Origin of the sequence: Streptococcus mitis (assembly GCF_003942995.1) — a bacterium.
GTDB classification, from domain to species: Bacteria; Bacillota; Bacilli; order Lactobacillales; family Streptococcaceae; genus Streptococcus; species Streptococcus mitis_CV.
Window position 1 is genome coordinate 21468 of record NZ_RJOH01000002.1, and the last position, 23792, is coordinate 45259.

At 41.1% G+C, this 23792-nt stretch carries 27 protein-coding genes, 1 pseudogene and 1 other annotated feature; of the genes and pseudogenes, 4 read left to right on the forward strand and 24 right to left on the reverse strand.

The window, feature by feature from the left end; all coding sequences use genetic code 11:
- Positions 1-30: 30 nt before the first annotated feature.
- The 18 genes from D8836_RS01505 to D8836_RS01590 all read right to left on the reverse strand — a co-directional run bounded on the left by D8836_RS01505 (position 31) and on the right by D8836_RS01590 (position 16134).
- Entirely contained in the window at positions 31-600 is a 570-nt protein-coding gene (locus tag D8836_RS01505; RefSeq protein ID WP_125392931.1) for a GNAT family N-acetyltransferase, read from the reverse strand.
- Between the two features lie 107 nt (positions 601-707).
- On the reverse strand, positions 708-1712 hold the full coding sequence (locus D8836_RS01510) for a PhoH family protein (RefSeq protein ID WP_125392932.1): 1005 nt from the start codon (positions 1710-1712) through the stop codon (positions 708-710).
- A gap of 84 nt (positions 1713-1796) precedes the next feature.
- Entirely contained in the window at positions 1797-2012 is a 216-nt protein-coding gene (locus tag D8836_RS01515; protein WP_001232084.1) for a YozE family protein, read from the reverse strand.
- Positions 2013-2020: 8 nt separating this feature from the next.
- The gene (cvfB, locus tag D8836_RS01520; protein WP_001095445.1) at positions 2021-2875 is read right to left on the reverse strand and encodes an RNA-binding virulence regulatory protein CvfB; all 855 of its coding nucleotides are present in this window, start codon (positions 2873-2875) and stop codon (positions 2021-2023) included.
- 59 nt (positions 2876-2934) lie between these two features.
- Complete coding sequence (frr, locus tag D8836_RS01525; protein WP_001262225.1) at positions 2935-3492, reverse strand: ribosome recycling factor; 558 nt, start codon at positions 3490-3492, stop codon at positions 2935-2937.
- An 8-nt stretch (positions 3493-3500) separates the two neighbouring features.
- On the reverse strand, positions 3501-4238 hold the full coding sequence (gene pyrH / locus D8836_RS01530) for a UMP kinase (RefSeq protein WP_000002996.1): 738 nt from the start codon (positions 4236-4238) through the stop codon (positions 3501-3503).
- An 83-nt stretch (positions 4239-4321) separates the two neighbouring features.
- Positions 4322-5656 (reverse strand): methylenetetrahydrofolate--tRNA-(uracil(54)-C(5))-methyltransferase (FADH(2)-oxidizing) TrmFO, encoded by a 1335-nt coding sequence (trmFO, locus tag D8836_RS01535; protein ID WP_000083709.1) that lies wholly within the window; start codon positions 5654-5656, stop codon positions 4322-4324.
- A gap of 187 nt (positions 5657-5843) precedes the next feature.
- The gene (gene rsmI, locus D8836_RS01540; protein WP_125392933.1) at positions 5844-6722 is read right to left on the reverse strand and encodes a 16S rRNA (cytidine(1402)-2'-O)-methyltransferase; all 879 of its coding nucleotides are present in this window, start codon (positions 6720-6722) and stop codon (positions 5844-5846) included.
- Positions 6723-6724: 2 nt separating this feature from the next.
- On the reverse strand, positions 6725-7042 hold the full coding sequence (gene yabA / locus D8836_RS01545) for a DNA replication initiation control protein YabA (RefSeq protein WP_000358228.1): 318 nt from the start codon (positions 7040-7042) through the stop codon (positions 6725-6727).
- 39 nt (positions 7043-7081) lie between these two features.
- Positions 7082-7972, reverse strand: a complete 891-nt coding sequence (locus D8836_RS01550; protein ID WP_125392934.1) for a DNA polymerase III subunit delta' — start codon at positions 7970-7972, stop codon at positions 7082-7084.
- Positions 7969-8607 (reverse strand): dTMP kinase, encoded by a 639-nt coding sequence (gene tmk, locus D8836_RS01555; protein ID WP_125392935.1) that lies wholly within the window; start codon positions 8605-8607, stop codon positions 7969-7971. The genes D8836_RS01550 and tmk overlap by 4 nt, the downstream gene beginning before the upstream one ends.
- Positions 8608-8721: 114 nt before the next feature.
- The gene (gene proC / locus D8836_RS01560; protein ID WP_125392936.1) at positions 8722-9519 is read right to left on the reverse strand and encodes a pyrroline-5-carboxylate reductase; all 798 of its coding nucleotides are present in this window, start codon (positions 9517-9519) and stop codon (positions 8722-8724) included.
- Positions 9520-9522: 3 nt separating this feature from the next.
- Entirely contained in the window at positions 9523-10785 is a 1263-nt protein-coding gene (locus tag D8836_RS01565) for a glutamate-5-semialdehyde dehydrogenase (protein WP_125392937.1), read from the reverse strand.
- A gap of 9 nt (positions 10786-10794) precedes the next feature.
- Positions 10795-11904, reverse strand: coding sequence for a glutamate 5-kinase (gene proB, locus D8836_RS01570; protein ID WP_221763024.1), 1110 nt, complete (start codon positions 11902-11904; stop codon positions 10795-10797).
- 100 nt (positions 11905-12004) lie between these two features.
- The gene (gene cbpE / locus D8836_RS01575) at positions 12005-13888 is read right to left on the reverse strand and encodes a phosphorylcholine esterase CbpE (RefSeq protein WP_125392939.1); all 1884 of its coding nucleotides are present in this window, start codon (positions 13886-13888) and stop codon (positions 12005-12007) included.
- Between the two features lie 2 nt (positions 13889-13890).
- Positions 13891-14778, reverse strand: a complete 888-nt coding sequence (locus D8836_RS01580; RefSeq protein ID WP_125392940.1) for an RluA family pseudouridine synthase — start codon at positions 14776-14778, stop codon at positions 13891-13893.
- Positions 14768-15229, reverse strand: coding sequence for a signal peptidase II (lspA, locus tag D8836_RS01585; RefSeq protein WP_023942845.1), 462 nt, complete (start codon positions 15227-15229; stop codon positions 14768-14770). Before lspA ends, D8836_RS01580 begins: the two co-directional genes overlap by 11 nt.
- A complete protein-coding gene (locus D8836_RS01590; RefSeq protein ID WP_001025692.1) occupies positions 15226-16134 on the reverse strand; it encodes a LysR family transcriptional regulator in 909 nt (302 codons plus the stop codon). The genes lspA and D8836_RS01590 overlap by 4 nt, the downstream gene beginning before the upstream one ends.
- Here D8836_RS01590 and D8836_RS11320 point away from each other — a divergent pair.
- Positions 16127-16201, forward strand: a pseudogene (locus D8836_RS11320) (AraC family transcriptional regulator); the annotation flags it as partial. The gene D8836_RS01590 and the pseudogene D8836_RS11320 overlap by 8 nt on opposite strands.
- A 175-nt stretch (positions 16202-16376) precedes the next feature.
- Here the strand turns inward: D8836_RS11320 and D8836_RS01595 are convergent.
- From D8836_RS01595 to D8836_RS01615, 5 genes are all read right to left on the reverse strand, one after another.
- The gene (locus D8836_RS01595; protein WP_070842947.1) at positions 16377-16787 is read right to left on the reverse strand and encodes a DUF5301 domain-containing protein; all 411 of its coding nucleotides are present in this window, start codon (positions 16785-16787) and stop codon (positions 16377-16379) included.
- Between the two features lie 308 nt (positions 16788-17095).
- Positions 17096-17389, reverse strand: a complete 294-nt coding sequence (rpmA, locus tag D8836_RS01600; protein ID WP_000916509.1) for a 50S ribosomal protein L27 — start codon at positions 17387-17389, stop codon at positions 17096-17098.
- Positions 17390-17405: 16 nt separating this feature from the next.
- On the reverse strand, positions 17406-17750 hold the full coding sequence (locus tag D8836_RS01605) for a ribosomal-processing cysteine protease Prp (RefSeq protein ID WP_000613699.1): 345 nt from the start codon (positions 17748-17750) through the stop codon (positions 17406-17408).
- Between the two features lie 15 nt (positions 17751-17765).
- Positions 17766-18080, reverse strand: coding sequence for a 50S ribosomal protein L21 (gene rplU / locus D8836_RS01610; RefSeq protein WP_000109141.1), 315 nt, complete (start codon positions 18078-18080; stop codon positions 17766-17768).
- A 36-nt stretch (positions 18081-18116) separates the two neighbouring features.
- Positions 18117-18204 (reverse strand) — a sequence feature (ribosomal protein L21 leader region).
- Between the two features lie 58 nt (positions 18205-18262).
- Entirely contained in the window at positions 18263-18967 is a 705-nt protein-coding gene (locus tag D8836_RS01615) for a YoaK family protein (RefSeq protein WP_125392941.1), read from the reverse strand.
- Between the two features lie 141 nt (positions 18968-19108).
- Between D8836_RS01615 and D8836_RS01620 the strand changes: the two genes are divergently transcribed.
- From D8836_RS01620 to D8836_RS01630, 3 genes are all read left to right on the forward strand, one after another.
- The gene (locus tag D8836_RS01620; protein ID WP_125392942.1) at positions 19109-20086 is read left to right on the forward strand and encodes a Gfo/Idh/MocA family protein; all 978 of its coding nucleotides are present in this window, start codon (positions 19109-19111) and stop codon (positions 20084-20086) included.
- The gene (locus tag D8836_RS01625; protein ID WP_125392943.1) at positions 20083-21165 is read left to right on the forward strand and encodes a DEAD/DEAH box helicase; all 1083 of its coding nucleotides are present in this window, start codon (positions 20083-20085) and stop codon (positions 21163-21165) included. Before D8836_RS01620 ends, D8836_RS01625 begins: the two co-directional genes overlap by 4 nt.
- Before the next feature lie 535 nt (positions 21166-21700).
- Entirely contained in the window at positions 21701-22081 is a 381-nt protein-coding gene (locus D8836_RS01630; RefSeq protein ID WP_223340783.1) for a hypothetical protein, read from the forward strand.
- A gap of 318 nt (positions 22082-22399) precedes the next feature.
- On the opposite strand, the gene tuf is transcribed toward D8836_RS01630, so the two are convergent.
- Positions 22400-23596, reverse strand: coding sequence for an elongation factor Tu (tuf, locus tag D8836_RS01635; protein WP_001040726.1), 1197 nt, complete (start codon positions 23594-23596; stop codon positions 22400-22402).
- Positions 23597-23792: the final 196 nt, after the last annotated feature.

A 23792-nucleotide genomic window follows, 5' to 3' on the forward strand; every position in this document is an offset into this window, starting at 1 on the left:
AAAAACAGTTGAAAATTTCTTCACAACTGCTTATTTATTTGCAAAATAGTCTTCCTTGGTCAAGACATAATGAACTCTTGTAACAATTCGGCCTTCTTCATGCTGGTCTATACAAGCATATGGTTCTGCATGGGAAAAACGCATGCCTGATTTCTCCATGACCTTTCCTGACGCAGGATTAGCCTTATCGTGTAAAGCAACTAACTTATTCATTCCTATCTTCTCAAAAGCTAGCTCAATTACGGCACGATTGGCTTCTGTCGTTAATCCTTGATTCCAATACTTTTTATTGATAATGTAACCAATAGCTGCCTTCTTAAGAACAGGATCAATCTTGTGCAAGTCAATGGTTCCAATAAACTGACCATTGCTTTTTAGTTCTATTCCCCAGCGTCCCAAGGGATTGGTCAAGTAGAACTGAGCAATGTTATTCTTGGTTTCTTCCAAGCTTTGATTGGTTAGAAAAGTGTAACGTGTATTATCCTTATCCGAGGCATACTCAAACATAGCTTCCGCATCATCCAAGGTTACAGGTCTAAGCAATAAACGCTCCGTTTCTATAGACGGATACTGGGCAAGTTTTACAAAAATTGATTCCATATATTTCTTCCACTTAAAACCTTTCTAATCTAATATAAGGATATTAAATAAAACATTTAAAACGCAAATTTATACTTGGTATTGAGATAACTTTAAGTACAAAAGAACTACCCTTCAGATAGAGGTTGAGGATCTAATTCTTCACTCTCTGCCTTTTTAACTGGAGCTGGTTCATAAGCTCGAATAATCTGAGCAACAACTGGATGGCGAACCACATCCTTGGCTGAAAAATGAACAAAGTCAATCTGGTGAATGTTCTTGAGCTTTTCTTGGGCGTCAATCAAACCTGACTTGACATTACGTGGCAGGTCAATCTGACTGATATCTCCATTGACAATCATCTTAGAATTAAAACCTAAACGAGTCAAGAACATTTTCATCTGCATGATGGTCGTATTTTGAGCCTCATCGAGAATGACAAAGGCATCATCCAAGGTCCGTCCACGCATGTAGGCAAGGGGTGCAATCTCGATAATTTCACGCTCCATGAGACGAGTCGTTTGGTCTTTTCCCAGAATCTGATACAAGGCATCATAAACGGGTCGAAGATAAGGATCTACCTTCTCCTTGAGATCACCCGGAAGAAATCCTAGACTTTCTCCTGCTTCCACTGCTGGACGAGTCAGGATAATCCGCTTGACTTGCCCACGTTTAAGGGCAGTCACGGCCAAGGTCACTGCAAGAAAGGTCTTCCCTGTCCCTGCGGGCCCAATTCCAAAGGTCACATCATGCTGTTTAACACTGTCCACATAAAGTTTTTGCCCTAGGGTTTTGACACGAATAGGTTTACCAGTATTATCCTTGATGATTTCTTCTTCGTAAAGGGCGACAAACTTGTCGATTTCATCGTTTTTGACCATGCTAATCGCAGTCACCACATCTGGCGTACCAACGGTCATCCCACGATTTACCAAGACCATCAAAGCCTGAATAACCTGACGAGCTTCCTCACAGGCAGTCTCTTCTCCCAAAACCTGGACAATCTCCGTACGAGCATGAATCACCACATCAAGCTCTTCTTCCATCAAACGAAGATGGCGTTCATTGGAACCAAAAAGATGAAACAGGTCATCTGGGTGACTCAGTTGAATGTCTATTGAATGTTCCTTCAAATAAAGAACCTCTCTAATCCTTTTATTTCTTTTTATTATAGCAAAGGGGTGGAGAAATTACTAGCCCAAACCCAGTGAATCATGCTAGTGTTCTAAGTATTCTTGCCAGATGGCGTCAAAGTCTCCTAGGTTAAAAGAGAAACTAGCATGTTCTTCCAAAAAACGACTCACCTCATCAAAATCATCTGTGTGTTTTGGAAAGGCTGACTCTTCAAAAGCTAAGTCTGCCAAGATAGCTTTGGGACTGTTACTTTTAGGATTGCGCTCAGTCATAAGCCAAGTGTAAAATGATTTTCTCATATGTCTCCCTAAATCAACTCTGTCCCAAACTGGTCTTGCTTGATTTTGCCAGCCTTCATCAAGCCACCAAGTGCCTTCTTGAACTGCCCTTTAGAAATTCCAAAGGTTGCCTTGATGTCGTCTGGAGATGACTTATCATTCAAGGTCATAAAACCTCCATTGCTTTCCAAGTAAGTCAAAATCATCTGAGCATCATTTTCCAACATTTCAAAAGAACGTGGTTTGAGAGAGAGGTTCAAGGTACGGTCCACTTCACGAAAACCAATGACACGCGCATCTAAAACTTGACCCAAACGTGGCTCTGCATAGCGCTCGCTAGGATGGATAAAGCCAAGCATGTTATTTTCTGGTAGGTAAACAAAAGTTCCTGACAGCTTGAGGCGGTAAACAATGGCTGGCCAGTTTTGGTTCTGCATGTTGTTGTAGGCAGGACGAGCTAGACGTTGGAAGTCTTCTTGATAGGCCAAGAGGCCCCAGATACGGTCTTTCTTGTCCACTTCAAGACGGATGTAGAGTTGGTCGCCCTTCTTAGGCCAGAGTTCCTTGAGCTCAGGGAGAATATCGAGTGACACAACGATTTCCTTGTCAGGAAGGCCTGTATCCACAAAGACACCCAAGTCCTTACGAACCTCTGTAACACGGCCCCAACCAAATTGGTCCTGAGTGGCAGTCACTTCTAAGGTTGTCAGGCGGAGTTTTTGCTTCATATCCGTGTAGGCAAAACCTTTGACCGTATCCCCTACTGTATGTTGGCCTTCTTCCTTAGCAAGAGCATAGGTTTGGCCATCCTTTTGCACAAAGTAAAAACGGTCGTTTTCATCGATGATCAGTCCAACGATAAAACTTGCAAGATTTGTATTCATATTTCCTTCTTTCGAATAAAACTCAGCCAGCAATGCCAACTGAGTTTTTCTGTTTATTTTTAGACTTCCAAAAGTTCTTTTTCTTTGTTGGCAGTCATGTCGTCGATGTGTTTAACAGCATCGTCTGTTACTTTTTGAATGTCTTTTTCAAGAGTCTTCAATTCGTCTTCAGTGATTTCTTTTGCTTTTTCTTGTTTCTTAGCTTCGTCCATAGCATCGCGACGGATATTGCGGACAGCCACTTTAGCATTTTCGCCGACCTTCTTCACTTCTTTAGCAAGGTCACGACGAGTTTCTTCTGTAAGAGCAGGGATAACCAAACGAATAACAGAACCGTCGTTAGCTGGTGTGATACCAAGATCAGAGGCATTCAAGGCACGTTCGATGTCTTTCAATGAAGACTTGTCAAATGGTGTCACCAACAAAACACGCGCTTCTGGAATCGTAATTGAAGCGATTTGGTTAAGAGGAGTTTCTACACCGTAGTATTCTACATGTACACGGTCAAGCAAGCTTGCATTGGCACGACCGGCACGGATACCACCAAATTCACGAGCAAGTGATTGGTGAGACTGGGTCATTCTCTCTTTAGCTTTTTCAATAATTGCGTTAGCCATAATCTTTCTTATTCCTTTTCTTCGATATTATTTGAAACTGTTGTTCCGATATTTTCACCAAATACGACACGTTTGATGTTGCCTGGTTGGTTCATGTTGAAGACAACCAAGTCAATGTCGTTATCCATTGAGAGGGTTGAAGCTGTTGAGTCCATGATACGAAGACCTTTGTTAATAACATCACGGTGAGTCAATTCTTCAAATTTAACAGCTGTCTTGTCCTTCTTAGGATCGGCATTGTAAACACCATCTACGCCATTTTTAGCCATAAGGATAGCATCCGCTTCGATTTCAGCTGCACGAAGGGCTGCTGTTGTATCTGTTGAGAAGTATGGTGAACCAATTCCGGCACCAAAGATAACGATACGACCTTTTTCAAGGTGACGAAGAGCACGTCCACGGACATAAGGCTCTGCCACTTGTTGCATAGCAATGGCAGTTTGCACACGCGTATCAACACCAACTTGTTGCAATGAATCTGCCATCACAAGAGCATTCATAACAGTCCCAAGCATTCCTGTGTAATCTGCCTGAACGCGGTCCATACCTGCTTCTGCTGCAGGTTCTCCACGCCAGAGATTTCCTCCACCAATAACAAGGGCAATTTCGATACCTAAGCTATGAACTTCTTGAATCTCTTTTGCGATTGTTTGAACTGTTTGGATATCAATCCCTACGCCACGTTCACCGGCAAGGGCTTCACCTGATAACTTGATTAAAATACGTTTATACTTGGGATTCGCCATTTTCACTCTCCTTCTTTTATCCTACCTATTTTATCACAATTTCTAAGATTTTTATAGTATCATGAGCAATTCTTTCAAAAAAATTAGACTGTTAAAAATTCCTCTAAGTCACTAAGGGCACGCTCTGCAATTTTTTCATATCGAGCCTTCTTATCACGGATACGTTCGCCTTCCAACTCCTTGATAATACCGAAATTGACATTCATTGGTTGGAAATGTTTGCTGTCAGCATGGGTGATGTAATGAGCTAAGCTTCCAATCGCTGTCGTCTCTGGGAAAATAGCCTCGCTTTCTCCCTTGAAAAGACGAGCCGCGTTAATTCCCGCAACTAAGCCTGACGCTGCTGACTCAACATAACCCTCCACACCCGTCATCTGACCAGCAAAGAAGAGATTTGGTTGTTTCTTAGAACGATAAGTCTGCTCAAGAAGATTCGGTGAATCCATGTAAGAATTGCGGTGCATAACACCATAACGAACAAACTCCGCATTTTCAAGGCCTGGAATCATTTGGAAGACACGTTTTTGTTCTCCCCATTTGAGATGGGTCTGGAAACCAACGATATTGTAGAGGCTACCAGCAGCATTGTCCTGACGAAGTTGGACAACCGCGTACGGTGTTTTGAATTCTCCATCACGAGGTCCTGTGTAGTCATCTGGATACTCCAAACCGACTGGTTTCATAGGACCATAAAGCATGGTTTTAATACCTCGTTTGGCCATGACTTCGATAGGCATACAGCCTTCAAAGTACTTTTCTTTTTCGAAAGAATTAAGCGGTGCTTCTTCTGCATTGACTAAGGCTTCATGGAAATCCATAAATTCTTGCTTGGTCATTGGAGCATTGAGGTAGGCAGCTTCTCCCTTGTCATAACGAGACTTAAGATAGACCTTGCTCATATCGATGGTGTTGACGTCGATAATAGGCGCTGCAGCATCGTAGAAATAGAAACCATCGCCATCATTAAGGGCATGAATCTTCTCAGCCAAGGCATCGCTAGTCAAAGGACCAGTAGCGACAACTGTGATAACATCTGTCGGCAGTTCTGTAATTTCATCACGAACCACTTCAATCAAGGGGTGGTTGGCCACTTTTTCGGTCACCATTTGAGAGAAACCATCACGGTCCACCGCAAGGGCACCGCCTGCAGGAACACGAGTAGCTTCAGCAGATTCCAAAATAACTGAACCCAAGCGACGCATTTCTTCCTTGAGAAGACCCACTGCATTTGTCAAAGCATCCCCACGAAGAGAATTGGAACAAACTAACTCTGCAAAATTGTCTGTTTTGTGTTGAGGTGTTGACTTGACACCACGCATTTCATAAAGTTTAACTGGAATACCACGTTCTGCAATTTGGTAGGCAGCTTCAGACCCTGCCAAACCAGCACCGATAACATTGATATAAGATTGAGACACGACACTAATACCTCTTTGGGAGTGTGAAGACAAGATTCACATTGAAAAAGTCCACAGGACTTACTTCGCTCTCGAATTTCTTGGCTCAGGCTGAAAAAGTCCCCCGGACTTTTTCACTCCCACAAATCTTTCTAATTTTTTCTTCTACTAGTATAACAAAAAAAGGGAAGAAGGCAAACTTCCCTGTTTAGTCATTTTCTTGATTTTCTTCCCAGTCGTGGTAGGCTGCGTAAAGCTGGCTCTTATTCCACTGGTAAAACTTAGCTACTTCCTTGATAGCTTGATTTTTCTTCATGCCTTGCTGGATACGAGTTTGGATTTCTAAGAACAAGTCTTCCTCGTCTTTTTCTTCTACATCCTGACTGGCACCTTCAACGATGAGAAGGCATTCTCCCTTAAGTGGCGTTTCAGCGATGCTTTCCAGCAATTCAGAAATGGTACCTCTTTGGTATTCTTCATAGATTTTGGTCAATTCCCTGACCAAGACGACCGAGCGGTCACCGTAGACTTCTAGCATATTTTCTAACGTATCTGACACACGATGGGGAGATTCATAGAAAATTTGAGTTTCAGGATAGTCTTTTTTCGAGTCGAAAAATTGCTTTTGCTGGCCTGATTTTCTCGGTAAAAAGCCGTAAAAGATATGTGGCTGTGGTGCTAAACCACTGGCAATCAAGGCAGAAATCCCTGCAGAGGCACCCGGAACTGTGACAACTGCAATCTCTTCCTCAATAGCTGCCTTAACCAAATCATGACCAGGATCTGAGATGCTAGGCAGACCCGCATCAGATACCTGAGCAATACTTTGCCCTGCTTTCAGGAAACCAATCAAATCAGGAATCTTTTCCTTGGCATTGTGCTCATGAAAACTGATTTGCTTGGTAGAAATGTCAAAATGCTTGAGCAATAGACCTGTATTGCGCGTGTCCTCAGCAGCAATCCAGTCCACTTCTTTCAAGGTCTGAATAGCTCGAAAGGTCATATCATCTAGATTGCCAATCGGCGTTGCCACTAGGTACAGCTTGCCATAGGGAGACTGCCCCTTAAAACTTTTTTGAATCTGCATGCCTACTCCCTGTATAACAACTCGTCACAGAACATACATTCCTCATCCTGCTCTCGACGTTGTCCATAAAAATCATTACAAACGTGAAATCCATCCCGGTAAATGCGACGGACACTTTCACGAACATGCTTAGCCTTGACAGGAGCATCTGCTTCCACCTCACCCAAGCGTTCGCGCAACTTACTATTTTCCAAGCGAAGAGCTGTATTTTCCTCTACCAGGCTCTTGAGATTTTTCTTGATGGCTTCCACATCGGCCAAGGTTACCAATAACTGTTGGGAAAAATCATCCAGCGCGTCAAATAATTCTTTTTTGTCCATAAAACAGCCCTTTCCTTTCATTATCGTTCATTTTTGAGTTTATATTTCTTTCAAGACCAGATATTCCATGGCATTTTGAAAGCTGACATTAGCCTGCCACATTTTTCTAGCTTCTAGCAAATCTTGTAAAATCACTCTTACTCTTGCTTGTAGAATATCTTGTCCACAGAGAACTTCAAGAATCCGTAAAACCTGATCTTGTTTTTCCTTGTCATCTGCCAAGTTGGCTAATTTAGCAACCTGCAGATAACTTTCTTTTTTCTTAGCTACTAACCAAGTCAGCAGGCGTTCACTTTCATCAACCAAGGTCCAAAAACTTGCCTGATTTGCCAACTTTTCTCCTTCAGCTCGCGATTGACTAAACTGGGCTAAAAGAGTTGCTTTTTTCTTGACCAGACCTGCTTGTTCTAATTGATGGATGAGTTTTTCTTCTTGCTTTTGAAAGTGGAAAATCTGGGTCCGACTTCGGATGGTCGGTAAAATCTTTTCTTCATCGCTTGTCAAGAAGAAAATATAAACCTCACTCTGGGGTTCTTCGATGACCTTGAGCAGAGAATTGGCTGCATTAGGATGCATTTTCTCAGCTTGCTCGATAATAAAGACCTGTTGCTGGCTTTCAATCCCTGCTTGGGAAAACTGTCCCACCAATTCCCGGATGCGTTCTGTCTTAATGACCTGATTGACTGGCTTAATCAAGGTGACATCGGGAAATTCTCCCTGTTTAATCAGCTTACAATTTCGGCATTTCTCACATGGTAACACACCTACTTTATCCGTACAAAAGAGGCTCTTAGCCAAAAATTGCGCCATTTCCAAGCTTCCAAAGAAGCCTGAAAAGAGATAGGCGTGATTGAGCTGATCTTGTTCTAAGATACGGACAAAACGGTCAAACTGGGCTGGTTGCCAAGCCTTTAGTTGATCTTGTTTCATCTTGTCAAGCCCATTCTGTCAAACAAGACAGCCTTGGTATTTTCCACAACCTGCTCCAAAGGGAGACTAGCATCAATCTTGACAATGCGATTTCCTTCTTTGTCCAGGAGAGAAAGATAGCCTTGACGGACTTTTTTGTGCAAGTCCAACCCTTCCAAGTCCAAACGATTAACCTCGCGATTGCTATTAGCAGCAATGCGAGCCAGTCCTTCTTCCACCTCGATGTCAAAATAGAGTGTCAAATCGGGTTTAAGACCGTCTGTCGCAAAGTGATTGAGCCAATCAATGGCGTCAATATCCAAGCCACGACCAAATCCCTGATAGGCAACGGAACTATCGATGAAGCGGTCCATAATGACCAACTTGCCAGCTTCAAGGGCAGGGAGAACTTTTTCCACCAAGTGCTGTCTGCGACTGGCGATATAGAGCAAAAGCTCTGTCTTCGCATCCATCTGAGTATGACTTGGATTCAAAATTACTTCACGAATCTTCTCCCCAATCAAGACTCCGCCAGGTTCACGGGTCCTCAGCACCACTACCCCTTTTTCCTCTAAAATTGGAAGCAGAGCCTCTAAAACACTGGTCTTTCCTGCTCCCTCTGGTCCCTCAAGAGAGACTAAAAATCCTTTTGACATGTCTAACTCATTTCTTTTTTTCTACCTTCTATTCTATCAAAAAAATAGGGGTTTGTGACAATCTTTTTGTCTTCTCCTTTCAAACACCATAAAAGAGGCAGACAAAACTACCTCTTATTTACCTAGTTCTTGTGTTCGTTTATATGCTTGACCAACTGCATCCATGACTGTTCCTCGAAAAGCGTGTGCTTCTAGGCTTGCTACACCAGCGATAGTCGAACCGCCTGGGCTACAGACTTGGTCTTTCAATACTCCAGGATGTTGCTGACTTTCAAGGACCAATTGCCCAGCTCCTACCACAGTTTGAGCTGCCATTTTCAATGCTATTTCTCGTGGTAATCCTGTCTGAACACCTGCATCTGCCAAGGCCTCAATAAAGAGATAGACAAAGGCTGGTCCACAACCTGCAAGACCTGTCGCCGCGTCGATTAATCCTTCTCCAAGTTCAACCAAGAGTCCAGCCTTGGTTAAAAGCTGACAAAAGAGATCACTGTCCTCAACCCTGCAATTAGGAGACAAGGCATAACTAATCACTCCTTGACCGATAGAAGCAGGAGTATTTGGCATCATACGAATAATTCTGTGTTGATTTGGGATAAGACTTGCTAGTTTTTCTAAAGTCAATCCAGCTGCCATAGAAATCAAAAGAAGACTTTCTCGTTTTTCAAGGATAGTCTGGTATTGAGAAAGCAGTTCAGAAAACTGAGCAGGCTTAACTCCTAGAAAAATCACATCTGCTTCTGCAAAAATTTCTTCATTGCTGGAAGCCTGACCACCAAAGTTGGCGATGAAAGCATCCACCTTGGCTTGGCTACGATTGGCAAGAAGAAGGTCATCGCCCATCTTGGCCTGCAAAACAGCCTTGGCCAAACTAGCCCCCATATTCCCCAAACCGATAAATCCAATCTTCATCTCTTACTCCCTTATCTGTCCGTCACCAGCAACCACATACTTGTAGCTGGTCAACTCTTTCAAGCCCATTGGACCACGCGCGTGCAATTTCTGAGTAGAAATTCCCATTTCACAACCCAGACCAAATTGGCCACCATCTGTGAAACGAGTTGAGGCATTGACATAAACCGCTGCAGAGTCCACTTGATCTGTAAAGTAAGCTGCTGCTTCAGCATTTTCCGTCACAATGGCATCCGAATGATGGGTACTGTGAGCCTCAATATGAGCAACCGCTTCTTCTAAACTGCTCACAACCTTAACAGCTAGGACATAATCTAAAAACTCGGTGTCAAAGTCTTGAGCTTCAGCTACTTGACCTGAAACAAACTGACTTGCTTTACTATCCAAGCGGAATTGAATTGGTTCCAGACCAGCTTCTTTTCGATTCGCAACCAGTACTTGCTCCAAGCGAGGAAGGAAGCTTGCTGCCTTGTCTTCATGAACCAGCAGAACCTCCATGGCATTGCAGACAGAAGGACGACTTGTTTTAGCATTATTGATGATAGATAGAGCCTTATCTTCGTCTGCATCCTTATCCACATAGACATGGACAATCCCAGTCCCGGTCTCGATAACAGGTACAATCGCATTCTCAACCACTGCATTGATCAACCCAGCTCCTCCACGTGGAATAAGAAGGTCTAGATAGCCCTTGGCCTTCATCATGGCATAGCTACTTTCACGGCTGGTATCTTCCACCAGCTGAATCACATCTGGGTGAATAGTAGTCGTCTCCAAGCCCTTTTTCAAGGCTGTGACAATGGCATGGGCTGTTTGATAGGCATCCTTCCCACTACGAAGAACAACCGCATTCCCACTCTTGAGAGCTAGAGCAGCTGCGTCAGACGTCACATTTGGACGACTTTCATAGATAATACCGATAACACCCATAGCCACACGTTTCTTTGTGATAACCAAACCATTTTCAAGATGGTTGGTTTCTAAAACTTCACCGATTGGATCTGGTAAGGCAACCACTTCACGAATCCCAGTTGCCATCGCTTCTATACGACTTGCATCCAAATAAAGACGATCCAGCATCACATCTGAGATTTTACCCTTAGCAGCTTCCATATCAAGGGCATTGGCTGCTAAAATCTCCTCAGTAGCTGCTAATAAATGATCAGCCATGGCTAACAAGGCTTGGTTTTTCACCTCTTCACTAGCTGTGTTGATCGATTTTTTAACAGCCTGTACCTGTTCAAATTGTTCTTGTGTACTTACCATAGTTTACCTCTAAAATTCTGTAAAGAGTAGTTGGATTTCAGGAGTAATGGAAATCCAGTCATCACGGTGAATCAAGACACCCTTAGCTTTTTGAGAACGCAACATATCCTCCAAAGCAGATGCTCCAAATTGCACGCGTCCTTTTCCAAGTGATTTTCCACTTTCCTTGTCAAATACCGTCACGATATCACCGTAAGAAAAGGCTCCTTCTGCGTCAACAATACCAGATAAAAGGAGACTCTTTCCATGTTGAGAGAGAGCTTCTGCAGCCCCTTTATCAACCCAAATAGAACCTTGACTCTGAGCATAAAAGGCCAGCCATTGTTTCTGGGTACGAAGTCCCTTCTCTTGAGCAACAAAGTAGGAACCATCCTTGGTTTCCTCAGCTGCCTCAATCATGGCATCTGACTTCAAGGATGAGCAGATATAAACAGGAACGCCCGATTCTGTCGCAATGGTGGCAGCTTTGATTTTTGTAAGCATGCCCCCAGTTCCGTTTGAAGAACCTGCTCCACCGGCCATATCGATAATCTCACGATTGATAGTCTCGATTTTCTCCAAGCGTTTGGCTCTTGGATCTGAATTAGGATTTCCAGTATAAAGGCCGTCCACATCTGTCAAGAGGACCAAAAGGTCTGCTTGGACCATAGCCGCTACCTGGGCACTTAGAGTATCATTGTCCCCAACCTTGAGCTCATCAATAACAACACTATCATTCTCATTAATGATAGGAATCGCCCCGCGGCTAAGTAAAACCGACAAAGCCTGATTGGCATTTTTATAACGGCGCTTATCCACAAAATCATCCTGGGTCAGCAAGATTTGTGCAGAAACGATTTGGCGCAAGAGAAGATTGGTCGTGTATTCTTCTAACAAAAGGCCTTGCCCTACCGCTGCTGAAGCCTGTTTATCAGCAATCTTAGTAGGACGCTTTTTAAATCCTAAGGCTCCAAAACCAGCAGCAATGGCACCTGACGACACCAAAATCAATTCATGACCAGCCTCGTGCAGCATAGCTAACTGCTGGGTAATAGCCTTTACCTTACTACGTGATAAACTTCCATCCTCATTCGTCAGAGATGAAGTTCCCACCTTAAAAACAATCCGTTTGTATTTCATAGTCTCACTCCGATTCTTCATATTTATCCATTATAACATGAATGACAGGAAATAGAAAAGAGTTGATAGGAAAAAGAAGGCCCTAAAACCTTCTTTTTTACTACTGTTCTGATTCCGATTTGTTTGCACTCGTTTCAGAGCTTTGTGAAGTTGAAGAAGTCAAATCTTGACTAGTTGAAGCGCTTGTAACACCTTCATTCTGTCTAATTTCTTTACTTTCAAGATCTTTTTTCACTACTTCTTTCGATTCTTTTATTTCTGAATGACTTGTGACTTTAGTTGTAACAGATTTCTCGACCGGAACATCCACTAACCAGGCACCACTTGAATCAACAGTATAGCCTTCTGGTGTCTTACCGTTCACAAGCAATTGACCATTTTCTTTCAAGAAGTACCATTTATCCTTGTCTTTAATCCAACCAACAGCTCGTGAACCATCTTCCTTGTAGAAATACCAAGCATTTGCCTTTTTAAGCCAACCTTGCTTCATAGCTCCTGAATCTTCTAGATAGTAATGATGACCAGCAACTTCTATCTCGCCTGTCTTCATGATACCAGTAGAATCCATATAGTACCAGGTTTCTTTATCTTTTACCCAACCCGTTTTCATTTCTCCTGATTGAGCAAAGTAATACCATTGCCCCTTATATTGAAGCCAACCTGTCTTCATAGATCCATCGTTTGATAAATAATAGTTCTGACTTCCAGTATTTACCCAACCAATTTCCATCTGATTTTCTTTGTTGAAATAATACCAGCTTCCATTGATTTTCTTCCAATTTTTAGCAGAAGCACCAGAGTCTGTCAAATAGAACCAATGATTGTTCCATTTTTTCCATTGATTCTGTAACAAGATACCCGTTTGGTTAAAGTAATACCAGTCACCCTTAATTTCATTCCAACCAACAGCATATTCTCCTGTAGAATCAGGCGCTTGATACCACCAGTTTCCATATGCACTCTTATGCCAACCAGCTTGAAAACTTGGAATCGGCTTGTAGGAAGTTGAAATGTTTACTAAACCGTCTTTTCGAATATCAAAAACTGTCGCATCATAGTCTTTGCTGGCTGCGTTGATTCTCTCAATTCCTAGTTCTTTGAGCCAATTGACATACTCACTATCAACACCATTTTTCCAAGGTAAACTATCCGAGGTTTGAACAATCAAACTCGGACTCAAATTTTTAATGAAATCCTTGGTGTTTGATTTGTTGGTATCACGGTGATGATTAAACTTCATCAAATCAACTTTTCCAATGAGAGGACCATACTTGTCTTCTGCTCCATGAACATTATCTAAGTCGCCCCCAAGGTAAATTTTCTTACCATTGACTTTTACCACGCTAATCAAGGAATTAGAATTGTCATCCCAAATTTTCTTTAATTCACCCGACGAATCTGTTTCATTTTCATAATTATAGAGCTGAATATCCATGTCTCCAAACTGAAAATGAGCATCCCCTTGTGTGATGTTTTGAATAACTGAAACACCTTTTTCAGCGGCAGTCTGTAAAACCTTATCATAGCCATACAGATTATCCCATAGACGTTCAGAATTAGTAATACGATTATCACTATATTTTTTAAGATAAACTCGGTCAACTGGATAGGTAGACAGTAATTCATCAACATTTCCAATATGGTCACTGTGAGTATGAGTTACCAAAATAAAATCAAGTTTTTGGACACCCAATTCCTTCAAACGACGAAAGACACGGTCTGTTAGAACATGCTTATAAGATGTTTCAATTCCTTCTCTCCATGGATAGCGAGAATCACTTCCATCTGGGAAATCATAATCTTCTCCTGTATCCACCATGGCAAAATGTCCATTGCTTTCAAGAATAATCGCATCACTGCCACCTTCTTGAACATTGATAAAGTGGATTTTATTTCCTGAACTTTCTTGAGCTTGAACATTCCCATACCATGACAAACCTAAAAAAACGCCTACAAGTGCTAAACTAGTTAATTTCTTTTTCATTCTTACCTCCTTAATTTCTCCAAGGTTTCCTTAAAAAGCTCTGGAATATCTGCTGTAAATTCCAAGGTCTCACCTGTTCTCGGATGAGTAAAACCTAGAGTCTTGGCATGAAGAAATTGTCCATGCCCTTTCAGAGTCTTGCGAGGACCATAGACTTCATCACCAGCGACTGGATGACCAATATAAGCCATGTGAACACGGATTTGGTGGGTACGTCCTGTCTCCAGTTGCAACTCCACTAAGCTGTAATCACCAAAGCGTTCCAAAACGTGGAAACGGGTAACTGCAGGCTTGCCTTTAGCAGTCACAGCCTGTTTCTTACGGTCTTTTTCACTACGGCCAATCGGAGCTTCAATGACACCACGATCATTAGGCAGATTTCCATGAACAATCGCCCAATATTTGCGGAGAGACTTTTTATCCTTAAGTTCTTGGGCAAGTGCTAGATGCGCCTCATCATTTTTAGCAATCATGAGAAGACCTGACGTATCCTTATCAATACGGTGAACAATTCCTGGACGCAGAACCCCATTGATACCCGACAAGTCCTTAATATGATACATAAGGGCATTTACCAGAGTTCCACTAGTATGACCAGCACTCGGATGCACAACCATCCCCTGAGGTTTGTTAACGACGGCCACATCCTCATCTTGGTAGATGATTTCTAGCGGAAGATTCTCAGCTACATACTCTAAAACCTCTGGTTCTGGCAGATGGTAAGTGACGACATCGCCCTCTTGAACTGTGTATTTAGCTTTCTTGACTTGGCCATTGACCAAGACCTGGCCTGATTTGATTTGTTCATTCGCGAGACTGCGTGATAATTCTGTCAAATCCGACAAAGCCTTATCTAAACGCAGGCCACCAGTTTCAATTTTAATTTCCATTTATTTCCTCTTTTAGCATTGCAATCAATAAAATAATCACTCCAACAGTCAGATAGCTATCTGCCACATTGAAAATTGCAAAATTGATAAAGTCCAAGTGAAACATATCCACAACAAAGCCCTGACTTACCCTGTCAATAAAGTTTCCAAGACCACCTGCGATAATCAAGGTCAAACCCAAGACCATCCAGAATGAGTCCTCCATGTGCTTATGTAGATACCAAATGGCACCTACCATAACGACAAGTGTAATGATAGCAAATAACCACTGCTGGTCTTGTAGCATTGAAAAGGCTGCCCCTCGATTTTGCAGGTAGGTCAAGCTAACGAAATTGGGAATCCAGGAGCGCACTTCACCCAGTGGAATCTGCTGGACGATATAGGATTTGACCAACTGATCCAGCCCAATCAAAAGCAGTACAATGACTGCCACTATTCCTCTTTTTTTCATGATTTCCTCTTCTGATCAAAATATTCTTGCATGACTTCTACGAAAAGAGTTCCAGCCTGACTAAGCTCCACTTCTTCACGTTTAACATAGACCATGTGATTATCCAGGTCGTCCTTGAGACGAATAACTGTAATACCATTAACACTGTCACTATCTAAAAATCCAGAACCTGTCGCATAGGCGTCCGTCCGCTCCAAAATACCATTCAAGGTAGCACGGTCTGTCACATTAAACATCTGTGAACTAGCACTGGTATCGACAAAGTTCTCTGAATAATAAAGGTACTCATCTTTCTCTTGAGTGAAACGAACCGTTGGTAGATCTGCTAAATCCTCCATGACCAATTCCTCTTTCTGAGCCAAAGGATGCCCCTCACGAAGATAAATATGGGTATGAAAGGGAATCAATTCAATGACCTCCAGACCTAGCTTTTCAACCCGTTGCATGATCCCTTTTTTATTTTGATTGTTAAGGTAGATAATCCCAATCTCACTATGCCCTTGAGCAACTTCATCTAATATTTGAACAGTAGTTGATTCAAAAATACGGAAGTTTTTATAGTCAGGATAGCGCTCTGAAAAGGCCGTAATGGTTGGTGGCAAGAAGTCATAGTGCTGACTAGCAATTGAAAATTCATCTTTTTCTTCCTCAGGATTGGCATACTGATTTTGAAAAATATCAAATCCTTTAACCAATTCTTGCGCTTTTTCATAGAATTCCATACCACGACGAGTCAAGAAAGTCCCTGAGCTGGTCCGACGGAAAATCTTAAAGCCCAACTCTTTTTCCAAATCACGAACAGAAATAGACAGACTTGGCTGGCTGACATACATCTTTTCAGCAGCTTCACGGAAAGTACCGCTATTCGCGATGGCAACAACATAGCGTAATTGTTGAATATTCATCTTCTACCCCCAACTTCTTTATCTTTTCATTATACCATATTTTAGAAGTTTTCCAAAAAGGAAAAAAGTATGGAAATTTTCAAGTCTCAATAAATACTCTAACATTCCAAGACAAGAATTAGAATAATGTCTTTTTTCAGTCCTTATCTGATTTCAAGCAAACAAAAACAGCATATCTTGTTGATTTACCGTTTATAATATGATGCAAGAAAACTCTCTAAAAATTTCTTTTATTCTATAAATCAACTAGAATAAGCTTCTTCAACCCTATTCGCTATATCTGGACTTACCTCCCAAATCCCAACATAGGGTTGTTCAATATATTGTTTTTCTTTCATAGTATATAGATAGGCTACACTATCATTTTCTTCATTCTGATGAGAGAATTTGATAATGATGTAATCTTTAACATTTGTCGGTTGATCATTTAAACTTTCTAAAGTTGTGGAGGTGGACTGCTTCTGTATCTCGTCAATCAATTTTGAGATTTCTTCTCTCTTGGTTATAGTTTTAATATCTTCAGAGATTTTTTTCTGCAGGGAAATTACAGAGATCGTTTCAGGTTCAGGAAGAACAAGTTTTTTCTTACTGACACAAGCAGATAAAACAAGAAAAGAGATTGAACAGACTATTATAGTGATAATTTTTTTCATACTAGTCCACATCCTTTCCATATCCCTTCTCTCTTACCCGAATACAATTATAATATCAAATCTTAGCAATTTTTACAATATCTTATTCCCTTATAAAAATTGTTCCTGTAAAAGTTTTACATTCAACTATTTTATGATTGTAAAATGAAGTAGCCGACAAATTCGCTTCTTACATTGGTTTTTAAAATATGGGTACCAAAACAAAAAAAGAGGCTCTCCGAAAACTCGGAAAGCCTTAGTTTATGCTACTTCTAGCTTCCTCGCCTTTATATTTCAAGGCTCGGGATAAAAAGGTTCACTGAACCTTTTTATTTAGCGATTGGGTAAACAGAAACTTGTTTTTTATCGCGTCCTTTACGTTCAAAGCGTACTACGCCTTCAACTTTAGCGAACAAAGTATCGTCTCCACCACGTCCAACGTTTACACCTGGGTAGATGTGTGTACCACGTTGACGGTAAAGGATTGATCCACCTGTTACAGTTTGTCCGTCAGCTGCTTTAGCTCCAAGACGTTTTGCTTGTGAATCACGTCCGTTTGATGTAGAACCTCCACCTTTTTTGTGGGCGAAAAGTTGCAAGTTGTTAAGAGTCATTTTTAACATAATGTTTTCCTCCGTGTTAGTTTTCTGTGATAACTCTGGTTTGGACGAACTCAGAAGAGTTCTCCGATAAGTTTGCCATACCTAAGAAAAATGATTCAAAGAATAACTGGGTCATTTCTCTCTGGTGTGAAGGAAGATCTTTTGGAATTTCAACCATCAGATAGCCACCTTCATCTTCGTTTAATTCTAGGATTGGTTCATAGCCTGCAAATTTCTCAATAGAATTGATAAAGTTAATGGCAAGCGTAGAAACCGATGCACACACGACATCTAAGCCGTATTCGCCACTCTCGGCGTGTCCAGTAATTTCCGCACTCCTCAGCTCGCCATCTTCGGCTCTCTCAAAGACTGCTTGTATCATGTGTTCTCCTTAAAATTAAGCGTTAATTGCGTTGATGACAACTTTTGTATATGGTTGACGGTGACCTTGTTTACGGTGGCTACCTTTTTTAGGTTTGTACTTGTAAGTAACAACTTTCTTTTGTTTTCCTTGTTTTTCAACAGTTCCAACTACAGTAGCTCCAGCAACAAGTGGAGTTCCGACAACAGTGTTTTCACCACCAACAAGAACAACTTCGTTAAAAGTAACTTCTTGACCAGCTTCAACGTTCAATTTTTCAACGTAAACTGCTTGACCAACTTCAACTTTAACTTGTTTTCCGCCAGTTTTGATAATTGCGTATGTGCTCATTATGCACCTCCTATGATTTTTATGGGTTTCCCCGAATTTTTTGTGAAGACTCGCCTAGCATCGTGGGACGAACCACTTAAACTTGAATAATCAAGCAACGATGTTCGTGCGGTTGCACAGGATCGTGCATAGTCAACTCTTCAAGTATAGCATATCTCCTATTTTCTTACAAGTAATAACACCTAAAATGAAGCTTTTTCTTTTACTTTTTTCCGCCACTTGGCAAAAAGCATGCTGAGGTAAAAAATACTCATCATAATAGGAACACCAAGAATGCTCTTTTCATGATAGAAAATCGTCAAATAGGCTGAAAAGACAACGCCAAGGACAAAACTACTAAGCAGGCTAACAAATATGAATCCTTCACGCAAAAAAGGTGTGTGCTTGGTCCGGAAATAATCTCCAAAAGCCAGCATGGTCCGTTTGATATTCCCTGTCATAAAGGCATTATTGTAGGCAGTACCCGAAACCTCACCAAAAGCAGTTGTCACCAAGCCCATACAGAAGGCCAAGGGCGGTACTAGATAGACATTATCTACAGTTTGCGGCACAAAACCAATAATGATTGATAGGATTGCCAAAGGAATCAGTGACAGAATTGGCTTTTTCACAATTCTCAATTTTTCCTTATAAACAGTTAATAAAAAGACCCCCATCATAAAAGCTAGCAAGGTGAGAACCTTGTCCCTAACATCTGAAACATTATTTTGAATTAATTCTACTGAAAGAAAGACTACATTCCCAGTTTGTCCAGCTACAAGAGTGTTCCCTCGCACAATAAACGTATAGGCATCTACATAACCTGCACAAAAAGTCAAAAAAAGCGCTAGCCTCTTAGACTGACGTGATATTTTTCTTATAGGTAATAACCTCATTTTCCCTCCCATTTCATTTGCTCATCTCATTATTGTACCACTTTCTTTGGAAAAGACCTAGTAGCTTATTTGAAATTTTTTACCCTCTGTTGGATAGTCCCGTCTATCTATGTTATAATGAAAGAAGGATTTGAAATCGGAAAAGGAGTAACTATGCTTAAATTAGGTGTCATCGGAACAGGGGCTATCAGCCACCACTTCATAGAAGCAGCCCATTCCAGTGGAGAATACAAGCTGGTCGCAGTCTATTCTAGAAAACTAGAAACTGCGGCAACCTTTGCTTCTCGCTATCAGAATATCCAACTCTTTGATCAAGTAGAGGACTTCTTCAAGAGCTCCTTTGATGTGGTCTATATTGCTAGCCCAAACTCCTTGCATTTTGCTCAGGCAAAAGCTGCATTGTCTGCAGGTAAACATGTCATTCTTGAAAAGCCAGCTGTCACTCAGCCACAAGAATGGCTAGATTTGAGACATACAGCTGAGAAAAATCGCTGTTTTATATTCGAAGCAGCTCGCAATTACCATGAAAAAGCTTTCACTATCATCAAAAACTTTTTAGCAGACAAACAAATTTTGGGAGCAGATTTCAACTATGCCAAGTATTCTTCCAAAATGCCTAACTTGTTGACTGGGGAGACACCAAATGTCTTCTCAGACCGTTTTGCTGGTGGAGCTCTTATGGATTTAGGGATTTATCCCCTCTACGCTGCCGTTCGTCTCTTTGGAAAGGCTCAGGATGCAACCTATCAGGGGCAACAGCTTGACAATAGCATTGACCTAAATGGTGACGGAATCTTCTTCTACCCAGACTTTCAAGTTCATATCAAGGCTGGGAAAAACATCACTTCCAATCTTCCTTGCGAAATTTACACAACAGATGGAACCTTGACTCTCAACACGATTGAGCATGTTCGCTCGGCTATTTTTACCGACCACCAAGGCAATCAAATCCAACTCCCTATCCAACAGGCTCCTCATACGATGACTGAGGAAGTCGCTTCATTTGCACACATGATCCAGAAACCAGATCTGAATCTCTACCAAACTTGGCTGAATGATGCAAGTTCAGTTCATGAGCTACTTTATACCATGCGCCAGACTGCTGGCATTAGATTTGAGGCAGAAAAATGAAAAACAAACTACCGACTGAATGGCAAGAACTGAGTGACCAACTCGGTTTCCAAGAATTCACTCCCATTCAAACTCAACTATTTGAGCCCCTTCTTGCTGGAGAAAACCTCCTAGGAGTGAGCCCAACAGGAACTGGTAAGACCCTAGCTTACCTTCTACCAAGTCTTCTCAGACTACAAAAGAAAAAGGCCCAACAACTCTTGATTCTAGCACCAAATACTGAACTTGCTGGACAGATTTTTGACGTATGTAAAACGTGGGCTGAAGCTATCAGCTTGACTGCTCAGCTCTTCCTATCAGGCTCAAGTCAGAAACGCCAGATTGAACGCCTAAAAAAAGGACCAGAAATTCTGATTGGAACTCCTGGCCGTATCTTTGAACTCATTAAACTGAAAAAAATCAAGATGATGAATGTGGAAACCATCATCCTGGATGAATTCGACCAATTACTAGATGATTCTCAGATTCACTTTGTTGAGAAAATCACTCACTACGCACCGCGTGACCATCAACTCGTCTACATGAGTGCGACGACCAAGTTTGACCAAGAAAAGATTGCGCCTAACACACGTACCATTGATCTTTCTGACCAAAAATTGGACAACATCCAACATTTCTATATGCAGGTAGATCAACGTCACCGAGTGGATATGCTACGAAAACTGGCTCATGTAGAGGATTTCCGAGGTCTTGTCTTCTTTAACAGCCTATCAGACCTTGGAAGTGCAGAAGAAAAACTACAGTATCGGGATATCTTGGCTGTTTCCCTCGCTAGTGATGTCAATGTCAAATTTAGAAAAGTCATCTTAGAAAAGTTTAAAGACAAGCAACTAACCCTGCTTCTTGCAACTGACCTTCTGGCTCGTGGGATTGATATCGATAGCCTAGAATGTGTCGTAAACTTTGATGTCCCAAGAGATATCGAAACCTACACTCACCGTGCTGGACGTACTGGCCGTATGGGCAAGGAAGGTTATGTTATTACTCTCGTCACTCATCCAGAAGAAATCAAAAAACTTAAGAAGTTTGCAAGTGTACGAGAAATTGTCCTAAAAAATCAAGAACTCTATGTAAAATAAAGCCCTCATTGAGGCTGGGAAAAAAGTCTTTAAAATCAAAAACGCATAATATCAGGTATTGAACCTTGATATTATGCGTTTTATTGTGGGAAATTTTACTTCATTTTCTCCTAAAATTGAGTTTTTATCTAGCCTCTTTTTTGTAAAACTACATAAGATTCGTAGTAAAAAAACTCTCCAACTATTTTATTATACCATATAAATTAATAAATAAATAGACTTGTTTTTTTATTTTTTTGACGTATACTAATAATAGAAAACGCTTAAAATTAAATAAAAGGAGATTTTATGAGGAAAGTAAATAAGGACATTTTATTCTTAACCGGAATCATAGTTTTATGTTTTGGTTTTTTATTATTTCACATCAACCCCTATTATGCTGGACCCGATGAGACACTGAAAGGAAGAATAAATTTATTCTTTTGGCAGCTATATTGGAGACCTATAGGAACTCTCAGTATCCTTTCGGGTTGCATTATGACTTTCAAAGGATTGAAAAAATAATCTTTTGATCATGAAGAATAGACATTTTTTTATGATTAAATTGAAATTATTGTTTTTCTCTGTTCTATCAAATCTATTTTTCTTAATCACAACATCTACGGTTTTTGCTGATGTCTATCCTTGCACAAATTATGAAATTGTATCTAATCGTGTTGTAAAAGATATCAACACAGGAGAGTTATTGTCATTTTATACGACTGAACTTAGAGACGCCTATTTAGAGTCTAAATCTACGTATCAGACTCGTTCTAATGCAACTGGTGTTGCAGACTATAGAACTAGCTCCTCTCACTCTTATAAGAGCAGCGCTACATCAGGATCTCTAAGTTCAACTGCTTATGGTGGAAAAGCTGGAGCTACCCTAACTTTAAGTGCAGCTGTTAGCTTTTCTGCTCCTGAGTCTGGATTTTGACTTAGTTTAAATCACTCAGTATCCCATAACGTACCACCCTACACTTATGGTTACATCAGGCTAAAAGCATCTTACATAGTAAATGTTCGTAAACTAGAAGTTAGATACTTAGGAACTAACAAATGGGTTCCAGCTGGTGAAACCTCTACTATATCGAATGTTAGTGTTTGGAGCGAACTAGTCACTTGAAAATAACTTATTAGATGGATCTGGACTTTATCAGGTCTATCTTTTTATTTTTTTAAAAAAAGAACCTTGCAAAGCAAGATTCTTTTAGTGTCTGACTTAAATAATTGTTCTTCTGGGAACTAAATCGAATTAAGCTTCGATTTCTGTAACCATACCTGAACCAACAGTACGTCCACCCTCACGGATAGAGAATGTAGTACCTTGTTCTACGGCGATTGGGTGGATCAACTCAACGTCGATTGTCACGTTATCACCAGGCATTACCATTTCAGTACCTGCTGGAAGTTCGATTGAACCTGTAACGTCAGTAGTACGGAAGTAGAATTGTGGACGGTAGTTGTTGAAGAATGGAGTGTGACGTCCACCTTCTTCTTTAGTAAGGATGTAAACTTCACCTTTGAATTTAGTGTGTGGGTTGATTGAACCTGGTTTAGCGATAACTTGTCCACGTTCGATTTCGTCACGTTGAACACCACGAAGAAGTACACCTACGTTATCTCCGGCAAGACCTTCGTCAAGTTGTTTACGGAACATTTCAACACCAGTAACAACTGCTTTTTGAGTTTCTTCTTTGATACCAACGATTTCGATTTCGTCGTTGACTTTAACGATACCACGGTCGATACGTCCTGAAGCAACTGTACCACGTCCAGTGATTGAGAATACGTCTTCGACTGGAAGAAGCAATGGTTTGTCAGTGTCACGTTCTGGTTCTGGGATGTACTCATCAACTGTGTTCATCAATTCCATAACGATGTCTTCGTATTTAGTGTCACCTTCAAGGGCTTTAAGAGCTGAACCTTGGATAACTGGAAGATCGTCACCTGGGAAGTCGTATTCTGACAATAGGTCACGGATTTCCATTTCAACCAATTCAAGCAATTCTTCGTCGTCAACCAAGTCAACTTTGTTCATGAAGACGATAAGGTGTTTAACACCAACCTGACGTGAAAGAAGGATGTGCTCACGAGTTTGTGGCATTGGTCCGTCAGTTGAAGCTACTACAAGGATAGCTCCGTCCATTTGAGCGGCACCAGTGATCATGTTTTTAACGTAGTCCGCGTGTCCTGGAGCGTCGATGTGAGCGTAGTGACGTTTTTCAGTTTCGTACTCAACGTGCGCAGTGTTGATAGTGATACCGCGTTCTCGTTCTTCTGGAGCAGCATCGATAGACGCATAGTCTTTAGGTTGGTTAACTGATGAAGGCAAGCGACGTGCCAAAACAGTTGTGATAGCTGCAGTTAGGGTAGTTTTACCGTGGTCAACGTGTCCGATAGTACCAATGTTAACGTGTGGTTTACTACGATCGTATTTTTCTTTTGCCATTTGAGTAAAAGCCTCCAATAAAATATATTTTATAGATAGACAGTAGGCAATACAGTCTAACTTTCCTTACTATTTTATCAAATTTCAGCTAAATTGCAAGTGTTTTACAAAGTTTTTGTGAATTATTCTTAATCAACTAATTCTAAACGACACTTCTACTCCTATCACCTAGCTAAACAAAAAGAAAAATCAGGAA